At 61.7% G+C, this 15,972-nt stretch carries 17 protein-coding genes; 8 read left to right on the top strand and 9 right to left on the bottom strand.

What is annotated here, in order from left to right; all coding sequences use genetic code 11:
• Positions 1-24: 24 nt before the first annotated feature.
• From RHP72_RS27160 to RHP72_RS27140, 5 genes are all read right to left on the bottom strand, one after another.
• A complete protein-coding gene (locus RHP72_RS27160) occupies positions 25-1,305 on the bottom strand; it encodes an NAD(P)/FAD-dependent oxidoreductase (RefSeq protein ID WP_232329939.1) in 1,281 nt (426 codons plus the stop codon).
• 45 nt (positions 1,306-1,350) lie between these two features.
• Positions 1,351-1,833, bottom strand: a complete 483-nt coding sequence (locus RHP72_RS27155) for an acyl-CoA thioesterase (RefSeq protein ID WP_030536130.1) — start codon at positions 1,831-1,833, stop codon at positions 1,351-1,353.
• A 125-nt stretch (positions 1,834-1,958) separates the two neighbouring features.
• Entirely contained in the window at positions 1,959-2,762 is an 804-nt protein-coding gene (locus RHP72_RS27150) for a class I SAM-dependent methyltransferase (RefSeq protein ID WP_030536129.1), read from the bottom strand.
• Entirely contained in the window at positions 2,759-3,415 is a 657-nt protein-coding gene (locus RHP72_RS27145; RefSeq protein WP_125052245.1) for a FadR/GntR family transcriptional regulator, read from the bottom strand. Before RHP72_RS27145 ends, RHP72_RS27150 begins: the two co-directional genes overlap by 4 nt.
• A gap of 78 nt (positions 3,416-3,493) precedes the next feature.
• Positions 3,494-4,396 carry an Lrp/AsnC family transcriptional regulator gene (locus tag RHP72_RS27140; RefSeq protein WP_042921480.1) on the bottom strand — a complete coding sequence of 301 codons (903 nt, stop codon included), beginning with the start codon at positions 4,394-4,396 and terminating at the stop codon, positions 3,494-3,496.
• Positions 4,397-4,620: 224 nt separating this feature from the next.
• Here RHP72_RS27140 and RHP72_RS27135 point away from each other — a divergent pair, with 224 nt between their 5' ends.
• Both RHP72_RS27135 and RHP72_RS27130 read left to right on the top strand, forming a co-directional pair.
• Complete coding sequence (locus tag RHP72_RS27135) at positions 4,621-6,336, top strand: amidohydrolase (RefSeq protein WP_030536127.1); 1,716 nt, start codon at positions 4,621-4,623, stop codon at positions 6,334-6,336.
• Positions 6,336-7,670 (top strand): MFS transporter, encoded by a 1,335-nt coding sequence (locus RHP72_RS27130; protein WP_058038367.1) that lies wholly within the window; start codon positions 6,336-6,338, stop codon positions 7,668-7,670. The genes RHP72_RS27135 and RHP72_RS27130 overlap by 1 nt, the downstream gene beginning before the upstream one ends.
• Before the next feature lie 137 nt (positions 7,671-7,807).
• On the opposite strand, the gene RHP72_RS27125 is transcribed toward RHP72_RS27130, so the two are convergent.
• From RHP72_RS27125 to RHP72_RS27115, 3 genes are all read right to left on the bottom strand, one after another.
• A complete protein-coding gene (locus RHP72_RS27125; protein WP_007730475.1) occupies positions 7,808-8,173 on the bottom strand; it encodes a hypothetical protein in 366 nt (121 codons plus the stop codon).
• Positions 8,174-8,509: 336 nt separating this feature from the next.
• Positions 8,510-9,376, bottom strand: coding sequence for a S9 family peptidase (locus RHP72_RS27120; protein ID WP_030536126.1), 867 nt, complete (start codon positions 9,374-9,376; stop codon positions 8,510-8,512).
• A gap of 90 nt (positions 9,377-9,466) precedes the next feature.
• Complete coding sequence (locus tag RHP72_RS27115; RefSeq protein ID WP_311094048.1) at positions 9,467-9,937, bottom strand: substrate-binding domain-containing protein; 471 nt, start codon at positions 9,935-9,937, stop codon at positions 9,467-9,469.
• On the opposite strand from RHP72_RS27115, the gene RHP72_RS27110 reads away from it, so the two are divergent.
• The 3 genes from RHP72_RS27110 (at position 9,932) to RHP72_RS27100 (ending at position 11,984) form a co-directional block, all read left to right on the top strand.
• Complete coding sequence (locus RHP72_RS27110; RefSeq protein WP_311094047.1) at positions 9,932-10,180, top strand: cupin domain-containing protein; 249 nt, start codon at positions 9,932-9,934, stop codon at positions 10,178-10,180. The genes RHP72_RS27115 and RHP72_RS27110 overlap by 6 nt on opposite strands.
• Before the next feature lie 14 nt (positions 10,181-10,194).
• A complete protein-coding gene (locus RHP72_RS27105; RefSeq protein ID WP_165638427.1) occupies positions 10,195-11,622 on the top strand; it encodes an aminobutyraldehyde dehydrogenase in 1,428 nt (475 codons plus the stop codon).
• 227 nt (positions 11,623-11,849) lie between these two features.
• Complete coding sequence (locus tag RHP72_RS27100; RefSeq protein WP_003942853.1) at positions 11,850-11,984, top strand: hypothetical protein; 135 nt, start codon at positions 11,850-11,852, stop codon at positions 11,982-11,984.
• 14 nt (positions 11,985-11,998) lie between these two features.
• Here RHP72_RS27100 and RHP72_RS27095 read toward each other — a convergent pair whose 3' ends face one another.
• Positions 11,999-12,652: a nucleoside/nucleotide kinase family protein gene (locus RHP72_RS27095; RefSeq protein ID WP_007730507.1), complete on the bottom strand. Its 654-nt coding sequence runs from the start codon at positions 12,650-12,652 to the stop codon at positions 11,999-12,001.
• A gap of 124 nt (positions 12,653-12,776) precedes the next feature.
• Between RHP72_RS27095 and RHP72_RS27090 the strand changes: the two genes are divergently transcribed.
• Genes RHP72_RS27090 through RHP72_RS27080 form a run of 3 tightly spaced genes read left to right on the top strand, consistent with a single transcriptional unit; the run spans position 12,777 to position 15,952 of the window.
• On the top strand, positions 12,777-13,370 hold the full coding sequence (locus RHP72_RS27090; protein ID WP_311094046.1) for a TetR/AcrR family transcriptional regulator: 594 nt from the start codon (positions 12,777-12,779) through the stop codon (positions 13,368-13,370).
• 45 nt (positions 13,371-13,415) lie between these two features.
• Positions 13,416-14,294: a crotonase/enoyl-CoA hydratase family protein gene (locus tag RHP72_RS27085; protein WP_223304467.1), complete on the top strand. Its 879-nt coding sequence runs from the start codon at positions 13,416-13,418 to the stop codon at positions 14,292-14,294.
• A 14-nt stretch (positions 14,295-14,308) separates the two neighbouring features.
• Positions 14,309-15,952 (top strand): AMP-binding protein, encoded by a 1,644-nt coding sequence (locus RHP72_RS27080; RefSeq protein WP_007730513.1) that lies wholly within the window; start codon positions 14,309-14,311, stop codon positions 15,950-15,952.
• The last annotated feature ends 20 nt before the right edge of the window (positions 15,953-15,972 follow it).

Here is a 15,972-nt window from a genome sequence, read left to right as displayed (position 1 = left end):
GGCGCCGAAAAAACGCTTGTCAGATTACGTCCCGGCCACAGATCTACGACGCAGACGGTGCCTGAGATGTTTTTGTGCTGCCCGCGCGACCGAGCGAGTCGAGAGATACTGTTCGGCCGGTATCAACCGGGAACCGAACAAGTAGAACCTTCGGGCTTCGTCGTGGTCGTGGGTGGCCGCGGAGATGAGCAGACGTTCGATCGCGGTGAACTTTCGCCCACCGGCGTAACCACTCATGTAGTCGATGTGATTCGTCATACTCGCTCTGGCGCTACGGTATTCGGTCAATGCAGCGTTCACGTTCCGATGTGAGTCGAGTGTGTCTGCCGGCGTCTCCGTCAGCATGTGCGCGGTCGCATCGACCAGCATCTGAGCGGTCTCGAGTGCCCACGAGCATCCGATACCCCACAACGGGTCGTTGGTTGCCGCAGCGTCGCCGATGAGTGCGAACCCGTTACCTACGGGTTCGGTGAGGGTTGTGGAGAAGTGTTTGGTACCAACGATCTTTCCGACGATGTGCTCTCGCCGAACAAGCGGAGCGCCGGGTAATGCGTTGGCGTACTCGAGGAAAGCAGTAGACAGGTCGTCAGCGAACGAGCCGAGCTTGTCGAGGGCAGGGAAGACCACCAGCACGCTGATTCCGCCGTCGTTGGGGAGCAGATAGGCGACGTCGGGATCCATGAACCACGACAATGACGTTTCTCCGCCGGGTCGTTCAAGTCCGGAGAGTTGGGCGAAATAGCTGAAACGCCCGTTGGATGCAGTCACGGAGTCGCAACGAGCGGATCGTGCGACGGTCGAATCCTTGCCGTCCGCTCCGACGGTCAATCGTGCTTCGACAGTGAAGACCGAACCCTGTTCGGTGCCGTAGACGCCTGCAGTAGTGCCGTTCTCGGTCAGCAGTCCGGAAACGCGATACCCGAGAAGAAGGTCGACGTTCGGGTAGTCGTTCGCGAGTTGGCGCAGTAGGGGGTCGAGAGTTTCCCTTCGGACGTTGAACCCAGGTGGCGGTGAGTTCTCTGCCGCGTCAGGGGTGATCACTCCCCAAGGGGTCCAGAATGTCGGAACGGTTTCCACCATTCCCAGGGCGAGCAGTTTTTCCGTGGCGCCGAGTCGTTGCAAGATCGGGGCACCGCACGGTTGCAGGTGGTGAGTGCACAGGACTTTGTGCGCCCGGATGTCGGAGCGAGCGTCGAGAAGCGCTATCCGCAGACCTTGCTGGGCGTACATGATGGCGGCCGCGCATCCCGCGATGCTCGCGCCGACAATCACAACGTCATACTTTTCCCGTGCCTTCGAAGTCACTCGATCAGCTTAATGCATAAGGTTATAACTTAAATATGACTGGATTCAGTCATCGTGTTCGGGCGTTAAGTCCCGAACTGCGGCCCGGATGGACTGTTCACGAAGCTCGTTCTCTCTGCGCAGTTCACGACGCCGTCGCCCGGCCTCGAATCGCTGCCTGGCGATTGTTCCGGTCGGCCGGAGTTGGGGTACCTCAGCCGGTTTCCCGTCGCTTCCCATCGCCACCATCGTGAAATAGCAACTATTGGTGTGGCGAGATTTTCCGAGAAGAATGTCTTCGGTTTCGACTCGAATTCCGATTTCCATCGAGGTGCGCCCGGTGTAATTGACGGAAGCGCTGAACGTGACGAGTTCGCCGACATGCACCGGTTCGCGGAACACCACACGATCCACCGACAGAGTCACGACGTAGGTCTGGGCATATCGACTCGCGCACGCATAGGCAACCTGGTCGAGAAACTTCAGAATCGTTCCGCCGTGCACGTTGCCCGAGAAGTTTGACATGTCCGGCGTCATGAGGACGGACATGGACAAGGTTTGTTTCGATGCTTGCTGCGATGCTTGCTTCAATTCAGGTAGGGAGTTCGATTCAGACATCAAGCGGGCCTCTTCGGTTCGGTGGACGGTGAAGAGACCGTATCCGGCAAAGAGGGTTACCCGCGCGTTCGGAAGAGCGCGGTGTCAGAGTTCGGGACAGTGCCCGTGTGGAGGACGTATTCGCTGGTGGCGACGGGGCCGGCCGCGCTCGACCTGAGACAGGGTGCGAGCGTCGAGCGGAGGTGCGCTGACATCGAAGCCCAATTCCCTGCGCCTCGAACCGCCTCGCGAAAGTTCTTCAACGCCGGCGCCTGGTCGCACAGTTCCTCGACGGGATCCGAACCGGCTGGTAGTTGCCACTCGAGCAGGTGCGAGGCCGAGCTCACCGACTCCAATCCAGCTGCTGCCTTCTCGAATTCGCTCGGGCTCGACCATGTCGTCGGTAGTGGTGTGATGCCATTCCACGCAGAGGCGGCCTCCCTTCGGAGTGCTGCTGCCCACCCGTTCTCCGACCACGTTGCGACACAAATGCTTCCACCCGGGCGGGTCACCCGCATCATCTCTGCGAGGGCGATCGCAGGGTTGGGACAGAAGATGATCCCGAAGATGCTGACACAGGCGTCGGCGCTCGAATCCGACCACGGCAGAGACTGTGCATCGCCGATCGTGAAAGTGGGTTCGGTAGTTCCGGGGCGAGGAATCCAGCGTTCGCGCGCGACCTCCAGCTGGCTGGCGGAGAGGTCGAGTGCGTGGACCGCGATCCCGGACTGGGCCGCCGGGAGCGTAAAGTTCCCCGTTCCAGCGCAGACGTCGTACGCCGTGCTCACGTGCCCGATCGAGCGCAGCGCCTCTGTCGATGCAGGTGAGAGTTGTTCGGCAAGAGGGGAATATGCCGCACCGTTCCAGTTTCCCCGATTCACGACAAGCTCCTTTCGACTGCGTCGATGACCGTATCGAGCGCTGCGCCTGCCGCACGCGCTGCTTCGCCGGGGTTGCGTTCCTCGATGGCAGCGATCAAGGGTCGGTGCTCGTCGACGTGGAAACCTGGACCGACACTGACGGCGGACAGCGAATCCGTCACGGCGGCAAGGACTCCCCGGTAGACGTCGATCAGTGCGGAATTGTGGGACGCCTCGACGATCGAAAGGTGCAAGGCCATGCCGGCTTCGACAGTGAAGCCGCCGACGTGACCGGGGTGGGCATTCCAGGCTGCATGTATCCGCGCGAGATCTTCGGGGGTGTGGCGCTGCGCTGCAAGTCGCGCGGCTTCGACCTCGAGTCCGCGTCGCAGGCTCAGTACGTCGAGAACGTCACCTCTGGCGAGCCTGCGCCCGAGTAATCCTTCGACCGGCGACGCCGCCATGACGTACACGCCGCCACCGTGGCGTACGGACAGAACTCCGGCGTGGGCAAGCGCCCGTACCGCTTCGCGCATGGTGTTTCGGGCGACTCCCAATTCTTCGACCAATGCGGTCTCCGGCGGGAGTTTCGATCCGACGGGCCATCGACCGGTCGAGATCGCCTCCTCGATCGCCGCGGCGACGATGTCTACCTTGCGTCCGGAATCGGCCATGTATGTCACCTCGGATAAGTGGGTCAATGACTTGATCGAGGTTAGCGTGCCCGACCAAGTGGGTCAATGACTCGGAAATTACCCGCGTACGTCCAGGCTGCGGGCGTAGTGCTCCTTGAAGACCTCGAGATGCGCCCACGATTCCAAGCCGCTGACACCGTCGATGCCCCGGATTCGCTCGGACAGGGCATGGAGGTCGTTGGACGAGTTGGCGGCAACCGTCGCGATCACGTCGTATCGTCCGAGGGTCCGGGCGAGGAATTCGATTCCGGGCAGGGACTCGATCTCCGATACCGCGTTGTCGTCCCGTGAGCCCAGGTTGACGCCGATGCCCATCGCCAGCGTTCGGCCACCACCTCGCCGCTTGACGACAGCGCCGACGCGCAGTGCCGTGCTCGCGATCAGATGATTGACCCGGTTGCGCACGGCGCTCGGCGACAGTCCGGTGTGTTCGGCCAGTTCGAGAAAGGGCATTCGCCCGTTGCGCTCGAGCAGTTCGATCAACGCGACATCTGTCGAGTCGAGTCGGATATCGGCTTGTAAAGCGGTCTCGGGCATGAAGATTCCCTTGATGACGTCGACGTAGACCAGCGTGCTCACGGATCGAACGCCACGTTGTGAGCGGAGTTCGGCGATGGCACGGTACAGATCGTCGTGACTGGGCACCCGAAGTTCCGCAATCACGTTGTACTGCCCGCTGACTGCCGAGATGTAGACGGCGGCCTCGGATGCGATCAACGCGTCCAGCACCGGGGTCATCGGTCCGGACACCGCGATCGAGACGTGTGCAAGCGCCTTCAGCCCGAGAAGTTCGGGGTGCGCGACGGCCACTACGGACACCGTTCCCGAGTCGAGTAGCGCCTGCACTCTGGTAGACACCGCCGCTCGTGGGGCGTCGACCGCCACGGACAGTTCGCGGTACGTCGCTCGCCCGTTGCGCTGAAGTGCGGCAATGAGCTTGGAATCGAGATCGACCGTCATGGTTGCCCCAACTTTTCCAGAGATTTTTCTGTATGAGCTTCCTATTAGAACAGTCGCATGTGGCCATGGATGATGTGGATAAGTGCAGAAATGCTCGAAAACTCATACAAAAAAGTTGTATACCGCCTGGTCTGAAACTTTGATGCATTGCATAGCTCCAGGTCAGGGCGTAGTTTTCGCTCAACACGCAGTGACCTGCACCACCATCTCGACGAAGGACCACCATGCGCAAGTTGCACACGCACGAAGCCTCGCCTCTCGACGCCACCGGCACGATCTTCACCGGCGCCAAGATCCACACCGTTGACGACAGCACGGTGGGAGCCGAAGCGTTCCTGGTGTTCGGAAACCGCTTTGCAGCGGTGGGAACGCTCGAGGAATGCCGCACGGAGGCGCGTCGGCTGAGCACTCGCACAACCGCGGTGGTCGAACTCGACGGCGCCACCGTCGTCCCCGGCTTCGTCGATCCACATGCACACCCGTTGATGTACGGGCAGATGCTCAGCTGGGTGGACTGTGGGCCGGAGAAGGCACATTCCATCCCCGGAATCATTGCGCTACTTCAGGAAGCGGCGCTCACAGCACCTGCGGGCGTCCCGATTCGCGGATACGGCTACGAGCACCGCAACCTGATCGAAGGGCGTCACCCGCTCAAGGAAGAGCTCGATCAGGTGGCCACCGATCGCGAGGTCTACCTCATGAACGCGAGCGGTCACGGCGGCGTCGTCAACTCCTTCACTTTCGACAAGCACGGTATTGACGCGAGCACCGAGAATCCGGCCGGTGGCGAGTTCTTCCGAGATGAAGACGGCGAACTCACCGGTGAGCTCTCCGACGCCGCGTGCAACATTCTCACCGGCGTCAACGGAGTGAAGGTCGGCCATCACGGCCCCAACTTCCATCTCGAGGACGAGCCGGAAGAGCACCTTCGCCAGCTGTCGGTCGCTCAGGACAAGTTCCTGGCCGGTGGCGTCACCACCATCGGTGACTGCCAGGTGACCCGGCGTGAATTCGACATGTACCTGCGTCTGGCCGAGCAGGATCAGCTCAAGACCCGCGTCAGCATGTACATGCTCAGCCACCTCCTCGATCACGTCATCGACACGGGAATGCACGGCGCCTTCGGCAATTCGCGGCTCGCGTTCGGCGGCATCAAGTTCTACGCCGACGGCACACTCGGAGGCTGGACCGCATACTTCCCCGACGGCTACGTGGGCGACCCGTGCCGCACCGGGCAGCTCTACCACGAGCCGGCGGACTACTCGGAGCTGATTGCCAAGGCACATTCGGTGGGTCTGCAGACCGCCACGCACGCTCAGTCACCGACCGCCATCGACATGGTGCTCGATGCCATCGAAGCTGCGCAGAAGGCTCACCCCGACGCCGACGCTCGTCACCGCATCGAGCATTGCGGACTCCCGACGGCCGAGCAGATCGCAAGGATGAACCTGGCCGGTGTCTACCCGGTGAACCAGCCACAGCACTACTACAACTGGGGCGAGGGCGTCACCGCTGCGATCGGCACTCCGGGCGAGCGGTTCAACCCGCTCGGCGAGTTCATCGCTGCCGAAGTTCCCGTGACCATCAGCTCCGACGCCCCCGTCGCAGAGCCGAAGCCGCTCGAAGCAATTCAGGCAGCCGTTACTCGTGTGACGCGTCAGGGTCATCAGCTCGGCTCCGATGCACTCCGCATCACCGCCGACCAGGCATTGCAGGCTCATACCCTCAACGGTGCGCGTGCGCTGGGCCGCGAAGCAGAGCTGGGCAGCATCTCGGTCGGCAAGCGGGCCGACTTCGTCATTCTGGGCGCGGATCCCCTCGAGGTTCCGGCCGACGCGATTGCGCAGATCGAGGTCCGAGAGACCTGGATCGACGGCGAACTCGCACATTCAGGTCATAACCACCTATTGTCGAGCACTTCGACCACCGAGGAAAAGTAATGAACCGAGAGCAACAGATCGTGAAGGCCCGCAAGGCGGGATTTGCAGCCTTCGTCGGTACAACTATCGAGTGGTACGACTTCTACGTGTATGCCACGGCAGCAGCCCTGGTGTTCGGTGACATCTTCTTCCCACCTGGAACCGACCGCCTGACCGGCGTTGCGGCGGCGTTCGCGACATACGCCGTCGGTTTCTTCGCTCGCCCGCTCGGCGGAATCGTGTTCGGCCATGTCGGTGACAAGATGGGCCGACGCACCGCATTGGTGGTGACTTTGACGCTGATGGGTGCAGGCACGTTCCTCATCGGCATGTTGCCCACTTACGCGTCCATCGGGTTCTGGGCGCCGTTACTGCTGGTACTGCTCCGCTTCGTCCAGGGCTTTGCCGTCGGCGGCGAATGGGGCGGCGCGGTCCTGATGGCCGTCGAGCATGCACCCGAGGACAAGAAGACCTTCTACGGCGGTTTCGCTCAGCTGGGCAACCCGGCCGGCGCGCTCCTGGCCACAGGTTTCTTCAGCATTCTCTCCACCTTCGGCGACGACGCTCTGCGCGAGTGGGCTTGGCGACTGCCGTTCCTCTGCTCGGCGCTGCTGATTCTCGTCGGCTTGGTCGTTCGCCTGAAGGTCGAAGAGTCCCCGGTTTTCGAATCCGAGGTGAAGTCCGCGGACGTACCGGAAACGCTCCCGCTCAAGTACGCGCTGGTGACCAACTGGCGCCCGATCATTCTGGGCATCGGCATTCTGCCCGTCGCAGTCGGCGGCTACTACCTCGTGACGACCTTCATCACGGCATACGCAACCGACCCCGACGTCGGATTGTCGGAGACGTTGATTCTCAACGCGCTCAGTGTCGCTGCAGTGGTCGAGTTGATCGCGACTCTCGGCGTGGCGTGGCTCGGCGACAAGGTGGGACGCGTCCGCGTGGTCATCTGGGGCCTTGCGGCAGTCGCGATTCTCGCAGCGCCGCAGTTCCTGGTGCTGAAGTCCGGATCCGTGTTCCTGATCTTCCTGACCTTCGCTGTCATGCGACTGGTGCTGGCGGCCACGTACGGCCCGATCGCCGCCGTCCTGTCACAGATGTTCAAGCCGCAGGCCCGCTACACGAGCATTTCGTTGGCGTACCAGGGTGCGGGCGCGATCTTCGGTGGGTTGTCTCCGCTGGTGTCGACGCTGATGTACAAGGCAACCGGCAGCATCTGGCCGGTCATCGCACTGCTGATCGGCATGTGCATCCTGAGCATCGTGTGCCTGCTCTTCGCTCCGCAGCACGTGGACGAGGCGACCGATACCGACAGTGCTCAGCAGGGCCTGAACAAGGAATCGGCTTCCGCCTGATTGCCGAGAGTCGGCTTCCGCCTGACTGCCGAGAGTCGGCTTCCGCCTGACAACTGAAAACACGACAGCTGGGGCAGTACACGATTTCCGTGTACTGCCCCAGCCGTCGTTTCAAGTCAGTTGTCGCTCAGCGCCGGTTACGCGCCGACGAGATGGCGATGAAAATGATCGCTGCGTCGGTGGGCCTGGCTGAGATTTCTGATCTCACGCAGCCAGAAGTGAGACGCCAGCGTGTTACTGCTTCCGTAACCAGTGCCGGACGTGTCTTCGTCGATCAGGGCGACAAGCGCTTTGATCAGGCTGGTGACCTTGAGGTTGTTGGTCTGAGAATGTCGGAGCAACAGCTCGGCGGCTTCGTCGGTGCTGCAACGGTAGAGGGTGCAGACGATTTCGATACCGCGCTCGCGGATCCGGCCCGAAGTAGTCGGGATCCGTAGACCGTTCGTCGAGTTGCTGTTCGTCTGGTTGTTCGTGTCGTCGGGGTGAATCATGGTGTTGATCAAGGTATTCCTTTGAACCGCAGGGTCTTTGGGCCCGTGCGGTGTGTAGCGCATGTTGATACTGGTGCAGTCGGTACGCGATTGGCGGCGGACTCCGTCGGAGCCTTCGGCCTGGTCAACAATCTGCGGGACTGATGAAAGTGCGTAGTGATCAAAGGCGCGGATTTGCACCGAATTGGAAGTCTGCCCCTGGAACGAATACTGGAACTGTTGTTCCGGGCGAAGCGACCGGCTGCCTGACTGACGGCTGCCCTCTGATAACCCCACCGTACGTCATCGATTGAGTTTCAGCTAATTCTATTTCGAGCGGCTGAGAGCACTGTGGCCCGTATTACCTGCTCAAGAGGCATTTATGTGGCCGATTATTGCTTGCTTGGTGGTAGCCCAGGCGTCGGTCGTCGGGTTGCCGAACTCGCCGTGGCCGACGCCGGGAAGTTCGATCAGATCGACCACGTCGCCTGCTGCTCGGGCGGCACGGGCATAGCGCCGACTCTGTTCGACCGACACGACCTTGTCTCCGAGTCCGTGGATCACCGTGACGGGGAGGCCGGTGGGGAGGTGCTCGATCGGTGATGCGATGCGGTAGCGATCGGGATGATCGGTAGGCATGCCGCCCAGAAGATTTCGAACAAATCGATCTTTGCCCGCGGTTGCGGCGAGCGTCATGTCGAAGACGCCGGCCATGATCGTCGTCGAGCGAACCGGCACCGAGAGGTTTGGTTCCGGGGCGTCTGCACCCTGTTGGGATCGCGATGCGACCCAGGCGGCAAGTTGTCCACCCGCGGAGTAGCCGGCGATGTGTACACGGCTCAAATCCAGTCGCCCGGAGGCCTTTTCCTGAACGATGCCGGCCAGGGCGTTGGTGGCCGTAACAGTATCGGAGAGCGTGGTCGGCCAACCACCCTGACCGCCGACGCGTCTGTATTCGATGTTCCAGACCGCAATTCCGTACGGGGTCAGGGTTTTTGCCCACGCGCCCGCGTATTCGAGATTGCTCTTCTGGGCCCATCCACCGCCGTGGATGAGTACGACGACCGGCAGGTCACCGTCCGATCCTTCTGGAAGATACAGATCGCCGAAAGTGTCTGCGGCCGCGGCGTAGGCGATGCGGACCGGAGCGACGTCGCGGTCGAGGCCGGTCGCACTGCTGACAGATGCGAGGAGGGCGAGTGCACAGACCAGCACTACGGCGAGATACCCGGCCAAGCGGTCGCGGGAGCGGTGCGCGATGACCTGATTCCTCTCGGCAGGCGACGGACGATAATTCGGAAATCAGTCTATCGGTGCCAGGTGAATTTATGGTGTGAGCGAATGGGCCGTGCTCGCGCGCACGCGGAGTTCGCTACGCGTATAGCTCTGAACTGGGGGTTCGTCACCGTTGACCAGGGCCAACAGTGCATGCACGGCCGCTGCCGCCTGTTCTTGGGGGAAGAAGTCGAAGGCAGTGATCGGGGGCTGGGAAACCAGCAGGGCAGGTTCGTCGCTGTCCTGTGCAATCAAGACGTCACCCGGAATCGACAGCCCGAGATCGAGGGCCGCTCGCGCCGCTGCCGGGGCGCAACCGAGAATCAACGACAGGATCGCGTCAGGCGCAGTCGGGGAGTCGAGGGCCTCGCGGGTGGCCGCATACGCGGCGCCGATGAGGCCTCCGACGGTGCTGGCGCCCGCAAACGACGTCAAATCCTCGCTGGTGCGTGGTGCCACTCCCCGGGCGCGGCACCATTCGAAGTAAGCGAAAGTCGTTGCGCGGGTCCACTCCGAATGCATTCCGGGAGTGAGGACGAAAATGTCCCTTGCGCCACGTTCGGCGAGGTCTTGTGCGACCCGTATCCGTACGACGAGGTCTGCATCATGATCAGCGGCCGGGTGGCGCTGATCGACCTCGATGGAAACCGTCGCGAATTCTCTTCTGGGGAAGCATTTTTCGTGCCGCAGTCGTTTCGCGGTACCTGGGAGACGGTTGAGCCGTCGAAGAAGTTCTTCGTCGCGCTCCCCGGATCGCGCTCATGACGGTGGAAACTTCGATGACTGTCGCAGCGTTTGGTCACGTGGTCAACGGAACGTGCGAGAGCCCGGCAGGTAGACTTTCCGTGCTGGTCGATCCGGTGACCGACAATGTATACGCCCGTGCTGCCGTCGGTTCCGCCGATGACGTCGACCGAGCCTGCCGTTCGTCCGAGAAGGCTGCGCGGTCCTGGCGCCGGTCCACCCCTGCGCGCCGTCAGGAGTTGCTGCTGGCCCTCGCGGACGCGCTGGAAGCAAACGCGAAATATTTCCTCGAGGTCGAATGCCGCAGTACCGGCAAGCCTCTCAGGCAGGTGCGAGACGACGAGATCCCGCAGTGTGTTGACTTTCTGCGGTACTTCGCGGGTATTGCCCGCTCTCTGCCGGGCGTTGCCGCAATGGAGTATACGGAGGGTGCTACGTCTTATGTCAGACGTGAACCCATTGGCGTGATCGGTGCGATCGCTCCTTGGAACTACCCGTTGATGATGGCGATCTGGAAGATCGCGCCGGCACTCGCGACGGGAAACACCCTCGTGCTCAAGCCGGCCGAGGAGACGCCGGAAACTGCGGTGATGCTGGGAGTGCTTGCAGCGCAGATCTATCCGCCCGGGGTGTTGAACGTAGTGTGCGGCGATCGCGATACCGGAGCCGCGCTCGTCGCTCATCCGGTTCCTCGGATGATTGCGCTGACGGGATCGACGAGAGCGGGGATTTCGGTCGCAAAGGCCGCATCGGAAGACGTCAAGCTGTTGCATCTCGAACTCGGAGGCAAGGCACCCGCCGTTGTTTTCGCCGACGCGGACCTCGACGGCGCAGTCGCGGGGATTGTTGCCGGGGCCTTTTACAACAGCGGTCAAGATTGCACCGCTGCGACGAGGATTCTCGTTCAAGAGGAGGTTGCGGAGGAGTTCACCGAGAAGTTGACGGCTGCGGCCGCGGACTTGAGGTTGGGCGGACCGGAATCGGGTGATTGTCTCGGCCCCCTGGTCAGCCGCGCTCACCGTGATCGAGTGGCGGAGTTGGTAGAGAGACGCTCAGCAAATACGAACGTATGTATTGGCGGGGGAAAGCCAGCTGGACCAGGGTTTTTCTATCTGCCGACTGTTATTTCCGGGGTGCAGCAGGAAGATGAGCTGGTCCAGGAAGAGATATTCGGGCCGGTTGTCACCGTACAGACGTTCTCCACCGAGGCTGAAGCGATCGAACTTGCGAACGGGACCAAGTACGCTCTCGCGTCGAGCGTGTGGACGTCCGACCACGGCACCGCGATGAGGATGACGGCTGAACTGGACTTCGGCTGCGTCTGGGTGGGAGCCCACGGAATGCTCGCCGCTGAGATGCCTCACGGTGGCTTCGCTGGGTCGGGTTACGGCAAGGATCTGTCGGAGCTCGCACTGGCGGAGTACACGAGGGCCAAGCACGTCATGCATGTGACGAGCGTCTGACTCCTCGGCAATATCCAACGACGGCCATCTGCCCGCGCTGCGGGCAGGTGGCCGTCGTCGTGCCTCGGTGGACCTGCAAGCTGCTGTTTGAATATGTTGCAGTGCAACATGTTTAGAGAGAATTTTCGTTGATTCGGGTCGCGAATGCCGGTAAAGTGACGTGTGCAACATTGCGCACTTCGGCGCACATTCAACCCCACTTTCAATTCTGACTCCAGGAGACTGCCATGGGTTCATCCGACACCGATCTCAAAGCGCTCGACAGCGTTATCACCGTCGCCGGTGCATTGGCGGCGATATTCGGCGGAATCGCCGGAGTTGCCGGGCTGGCCACTTTTCTCGGAACCGGCGGCGGTTCTTAGGTTTTCAGCTGACATCAGTGAGGCTCGGACCGTTCGATTCTGACGATCAGATCCGCGCGTGGCCTGACTGCGCTGATCAACTCGGCGTTCGGCTGATCTACCCGTTTCACCCACTCTGCAGCCGCTTCGGAACTCTTTCCGAAGCGGCTGTGGCGTTTCACCAAGCGCTTCGTCCGAGTTTCCTCCGGAACGTCGAGATACCAGACCTCGTCGAGTGCTGCTCGCACTTCCTGCCATCCACCACTGGGTAGGAGGAGATAGTTCCCCTCGGTGACTATCAGCGGTGTACATGGATCGACAGCCGTTGTGCTGCCTATTGATTCGTCGAACTCGCGATCGAAGACCGGAGCATAGACCGTCGAGTTCGAGGCTCGGAGTCGGCGTAGTAGAGCCGCGTAGCCGTCGACGTCGAAGGTGTCCGGTGCGCCTTTGCGTTCATGCCTGCCGAGTCGGTCGAGTTCCCGATTGGCAAGATGAAAACCGTCCATCTCGACGATGGAGCAACGAGAACCTAATTTCCGCACAATTGCCTGTGACACCGTCGACTTTCCGGCTCCCGGTGCGCCCGTGATGCCGAGGATTCTCCGACCGTCGTCGGTGATCAGGGAAGCAGCGCGTGAAGCAAGTTGGTCGAGCGTCAGCGAGACGGTCGGCGGTGAGGTCGTCACGTGTTGCTCCGATCAGTCCGAAGGGCCGGTGCATCGAGAGTACGCCGGAGGCTTTCGGCCATTGACAGTCTGAATGGACTGTGAAACTGTGATCCATGCCACTCGAGAAGTTGGAGGTGAGACCGTGACCCTGCGCGATGCGCAGCGCGAAGCGACGCGCCACCGGATTCTCGATGCGGCAACGGATTTACTGATAGCGGAAGGTTATTCATCTCTGACGGCGCAGTCGGTGCAAACCGCTGCCGGAGTCAGTCGGGGCGCTCTGCTGCACCACTTTCCGAACATGCAGGAGCTCACTGCGGCGTTGGTGTCGAACATCGTCGTACGGAACGAGGTGGCGGTAAGAGCTGCCATGTCTCGGCAGGATTCGTCGGTTGACACGATCGAGAACTCGATCTCCGCTCTGTATTCGGCGTTGACTCAGCCGCCATTTCAAGCGGAACTCGAACTGTGGTCCGCAGCGCGGACGGATCCGGTGTTGGCCGAGGTGCTCCGGGAATCGGAGCGAATCGCCGGACGGGATCTGCGGCGAGTTGTCCACGACGCTTTCGGTCCCGAAATTGTTGCTTCCGAGAACTATTCGCAGATTGCAGATCTGACGGTGCTGATGCTCCGTGGTTTGGCGCTGTCCCGGGCAGTGCAGAAGAGCGACGCGTCTGCGCGTCGTTCGATCAGTCAATGGGCAGGCGTCGTTCGCCTGCTCCTCACCCAGAACTAGCGCAACTCGTTCCGAGCGAGGCGCGCTCTGTCGACAGGACCGATGATGACGGATTTTGCGACCCTGAAGTACGAGACGTCCGGTGGTAAAGCGTATATCACGCTCAACCGTCCCGATCGGCTCAACGCGATCGACGACCGGATGCCGTCGGACATTCGAAACGCGGTGGCAGCAGCCAATGACGACGACGAGGTCCGTGTGATCGTCTTGCAAGGTGCGGGCAAGGCGTTTTGTGCCGGGTACGACCTCAAGAAGTTTGCCGAAGGCGACCTTGACGGAAAGTGGAACCAGGGCCCGGTCTGGGACCCCATCAAGGACTTTCGCGGGATGAAGCAGAACACCGACGACTTCTTCACGCTCTGGCGATCGCTCAAGCCGACGATCTGCAAGGTTCAGGGATATGCGATTGCCGGTGGGAGTGACATCGCGCTGTCCTGCGACATGCTGATCATGGCCGACGACGCTCGCATCGGATACCCGCCTGCGCGTGTGTGGGGTTGCCCGACGACGGCGATGTGGGTGTACCGGCTCGGAGCCCAGCGTGCCAAGCGAATGCTGTTGACGGGAGACACCATTGACGGTGTCACTGCGGCTGACTGGGGATTGGCGCTCGAAGCGGTGCCGGCCGACGAATTGGACTCGGCGGTGGAAGCGTTGGCGGATCGCATCGCCGGTGTTCCGCTCAATCAGTTGGCCATGCAGAAGATGATGATCAACCAGGCGTACGACAACATGGGATTGCAAGGCACCCAGGTACTGGCAACCCTGTTCGACGGAATTACGCGTCACTCCCCGGAGGGGCGCTGGTTCAAGGATTTTGCCGAGCGCGACGGATTCCATGCCGCGGTTCAGTACCGCGATTCCGGACGCAAGATTCCAGACGGAGGCGGGCCGCTCCCCGCGTCCGACACCCCTCCTCGATAGAAAGTGGATGTGAGATGAGCAGTGTTCTCGAAACGTCGTACTTCCCCGCTGACGTGTCTGACCCGATAGAGGAGCAAACGGTGGGTGGGCTGCTGCGAGAGTGCGCCGCGGACTCGCCGAATCTGATTGCAATCAGAGAAGTGGTTCCGACGCAATCGCATTCGCTTTCCGGGGCGGCTGAAACCGATCGCACGTGGACCTTCGCGGAGCTTCTCGACGAAGCAGAGGGGTGTGCGCACTACCTCTTGTCTCGGTTCGACTGTGGAGATCGGATCACTGTCTGGGCTCCGAACGTTCCGGAATGGATGATTCTGCAATACGGCGCCGCGCTCGCCGGGATGGTTCTGGTGACCGCCAATCCGGCGTTGGGTGCGGAGGAACTCGCGTACGTCCTGTCGCAGTCCCAGTCTCGGGGGCTCTTCCACACCGGAAAGTTCCGCGGTGGCGATATGGCAGCGGTTGCATCCGAGGCGATTTCGATTTCGGGAGAAGAAGTTCTCGCAGTCAACTTCGAGGAGTGGGATCGCCAGGTTCGAGGTTGGGCGGGCGAGCGGGGCGCTCTGCCCGAAGTCTCGCCTGACGACAATGCGCAGATCCAGTACACGTCGGGAACCACCGGGGTTCCCAAAGGTGCTCTGTTGCATCACCGAGGATTGGTCAACAATGCCGATTTCGTGAGTCGGAGAGGCCGATTCCCTGAGCGGGGTTCGGTTGTGTCGGCCATGCCGCTGTTCCACACCGCCGGGTGCGGCATCCTGGTTCTCGGCGCCGCGCAGCGAAGAATGTCCATCGGCCTGATCCAGTACTTCGATCCGACTGCGGTTCTCGATGCGGCGGAACGCTTTCACGCTGACGTGATCAGTGGAGTGCCGACGATGCTGATCGCGATGATCAACGACGCCAGCTTCGCGAGCCGCGACTTCTCGGCCTGTTCGGTGGTCGTATCCGGCGGGTCGTCGGTCCCGCCCGAACTCGTCAGCACGGTGGAGTCGGCCTTCGGGGCGGGGTTCAGCATCGTCTACGGACAAACCGAGGCCAGCCCCGTCATCACACAGACCAGCCCGGCCGACACCCACGAAGACAAGTCGGAGACGGTCGGACTCGCGTTGCCGCAGGTCGAGGTGAAGATCTCCGACGTCGTGACCGGGGACAGCGTGCCGCTCGGCGAACAAGGCGAGATCTGCGCGCGCGGGTACCTCGTCATGACCGAGTACTTCCGTAATCCGGAGGCTTCGGCCGACACCGTGGACAAGGACGGTTGGTTGCATACCGGCGATTTGGGGACGATGGACGAACGTGGATACGTCCGGGTTACCGGCCGCCTCAAGGACATGATCATCCGCGGCGGTGAGAACATCTATCCGCGTGAGGTCGAGTCCGTGATCTTCACACATCCGAAGATTCTCGACGTGGCGGTCGTGGGTGTGCCCGACGAGGTGTGGGGTGAGCGAGTTGTCGCCGTTATCCGCTGGAAGGACGAGTCCGACCAACCGACCGCCGCCGAGCTGGTCGAGTTCTGCACCGAGCGACTGGCGCGCCACAAGGCGCCCAAGGAGTGGTTCAGCGCGGAGGCGTTCCCACTGACAGGGTCGGGCAAGATCCAGAAATATCGAATTGCGAGCCTGGTCGGCGAAGGCGTGTACGGCGTCGTCAACTGATCGGTGCACATAGCACGTCG

The sequence above is a fragment of the Rhodococcus sp. SG20037 genome (genome assembly GCF_031763325.1).
Taxonomy (GTDB): Bacteria; Actinomycetota; Actinomycetes; order Mycobacteriales; family Mycobacteriaceae; genus Rhodococcus_F; species Rhodococcus_F qingshengii.
This window is presented reverse-complemented; position numbering and strand designations above follow the sequence as displayed.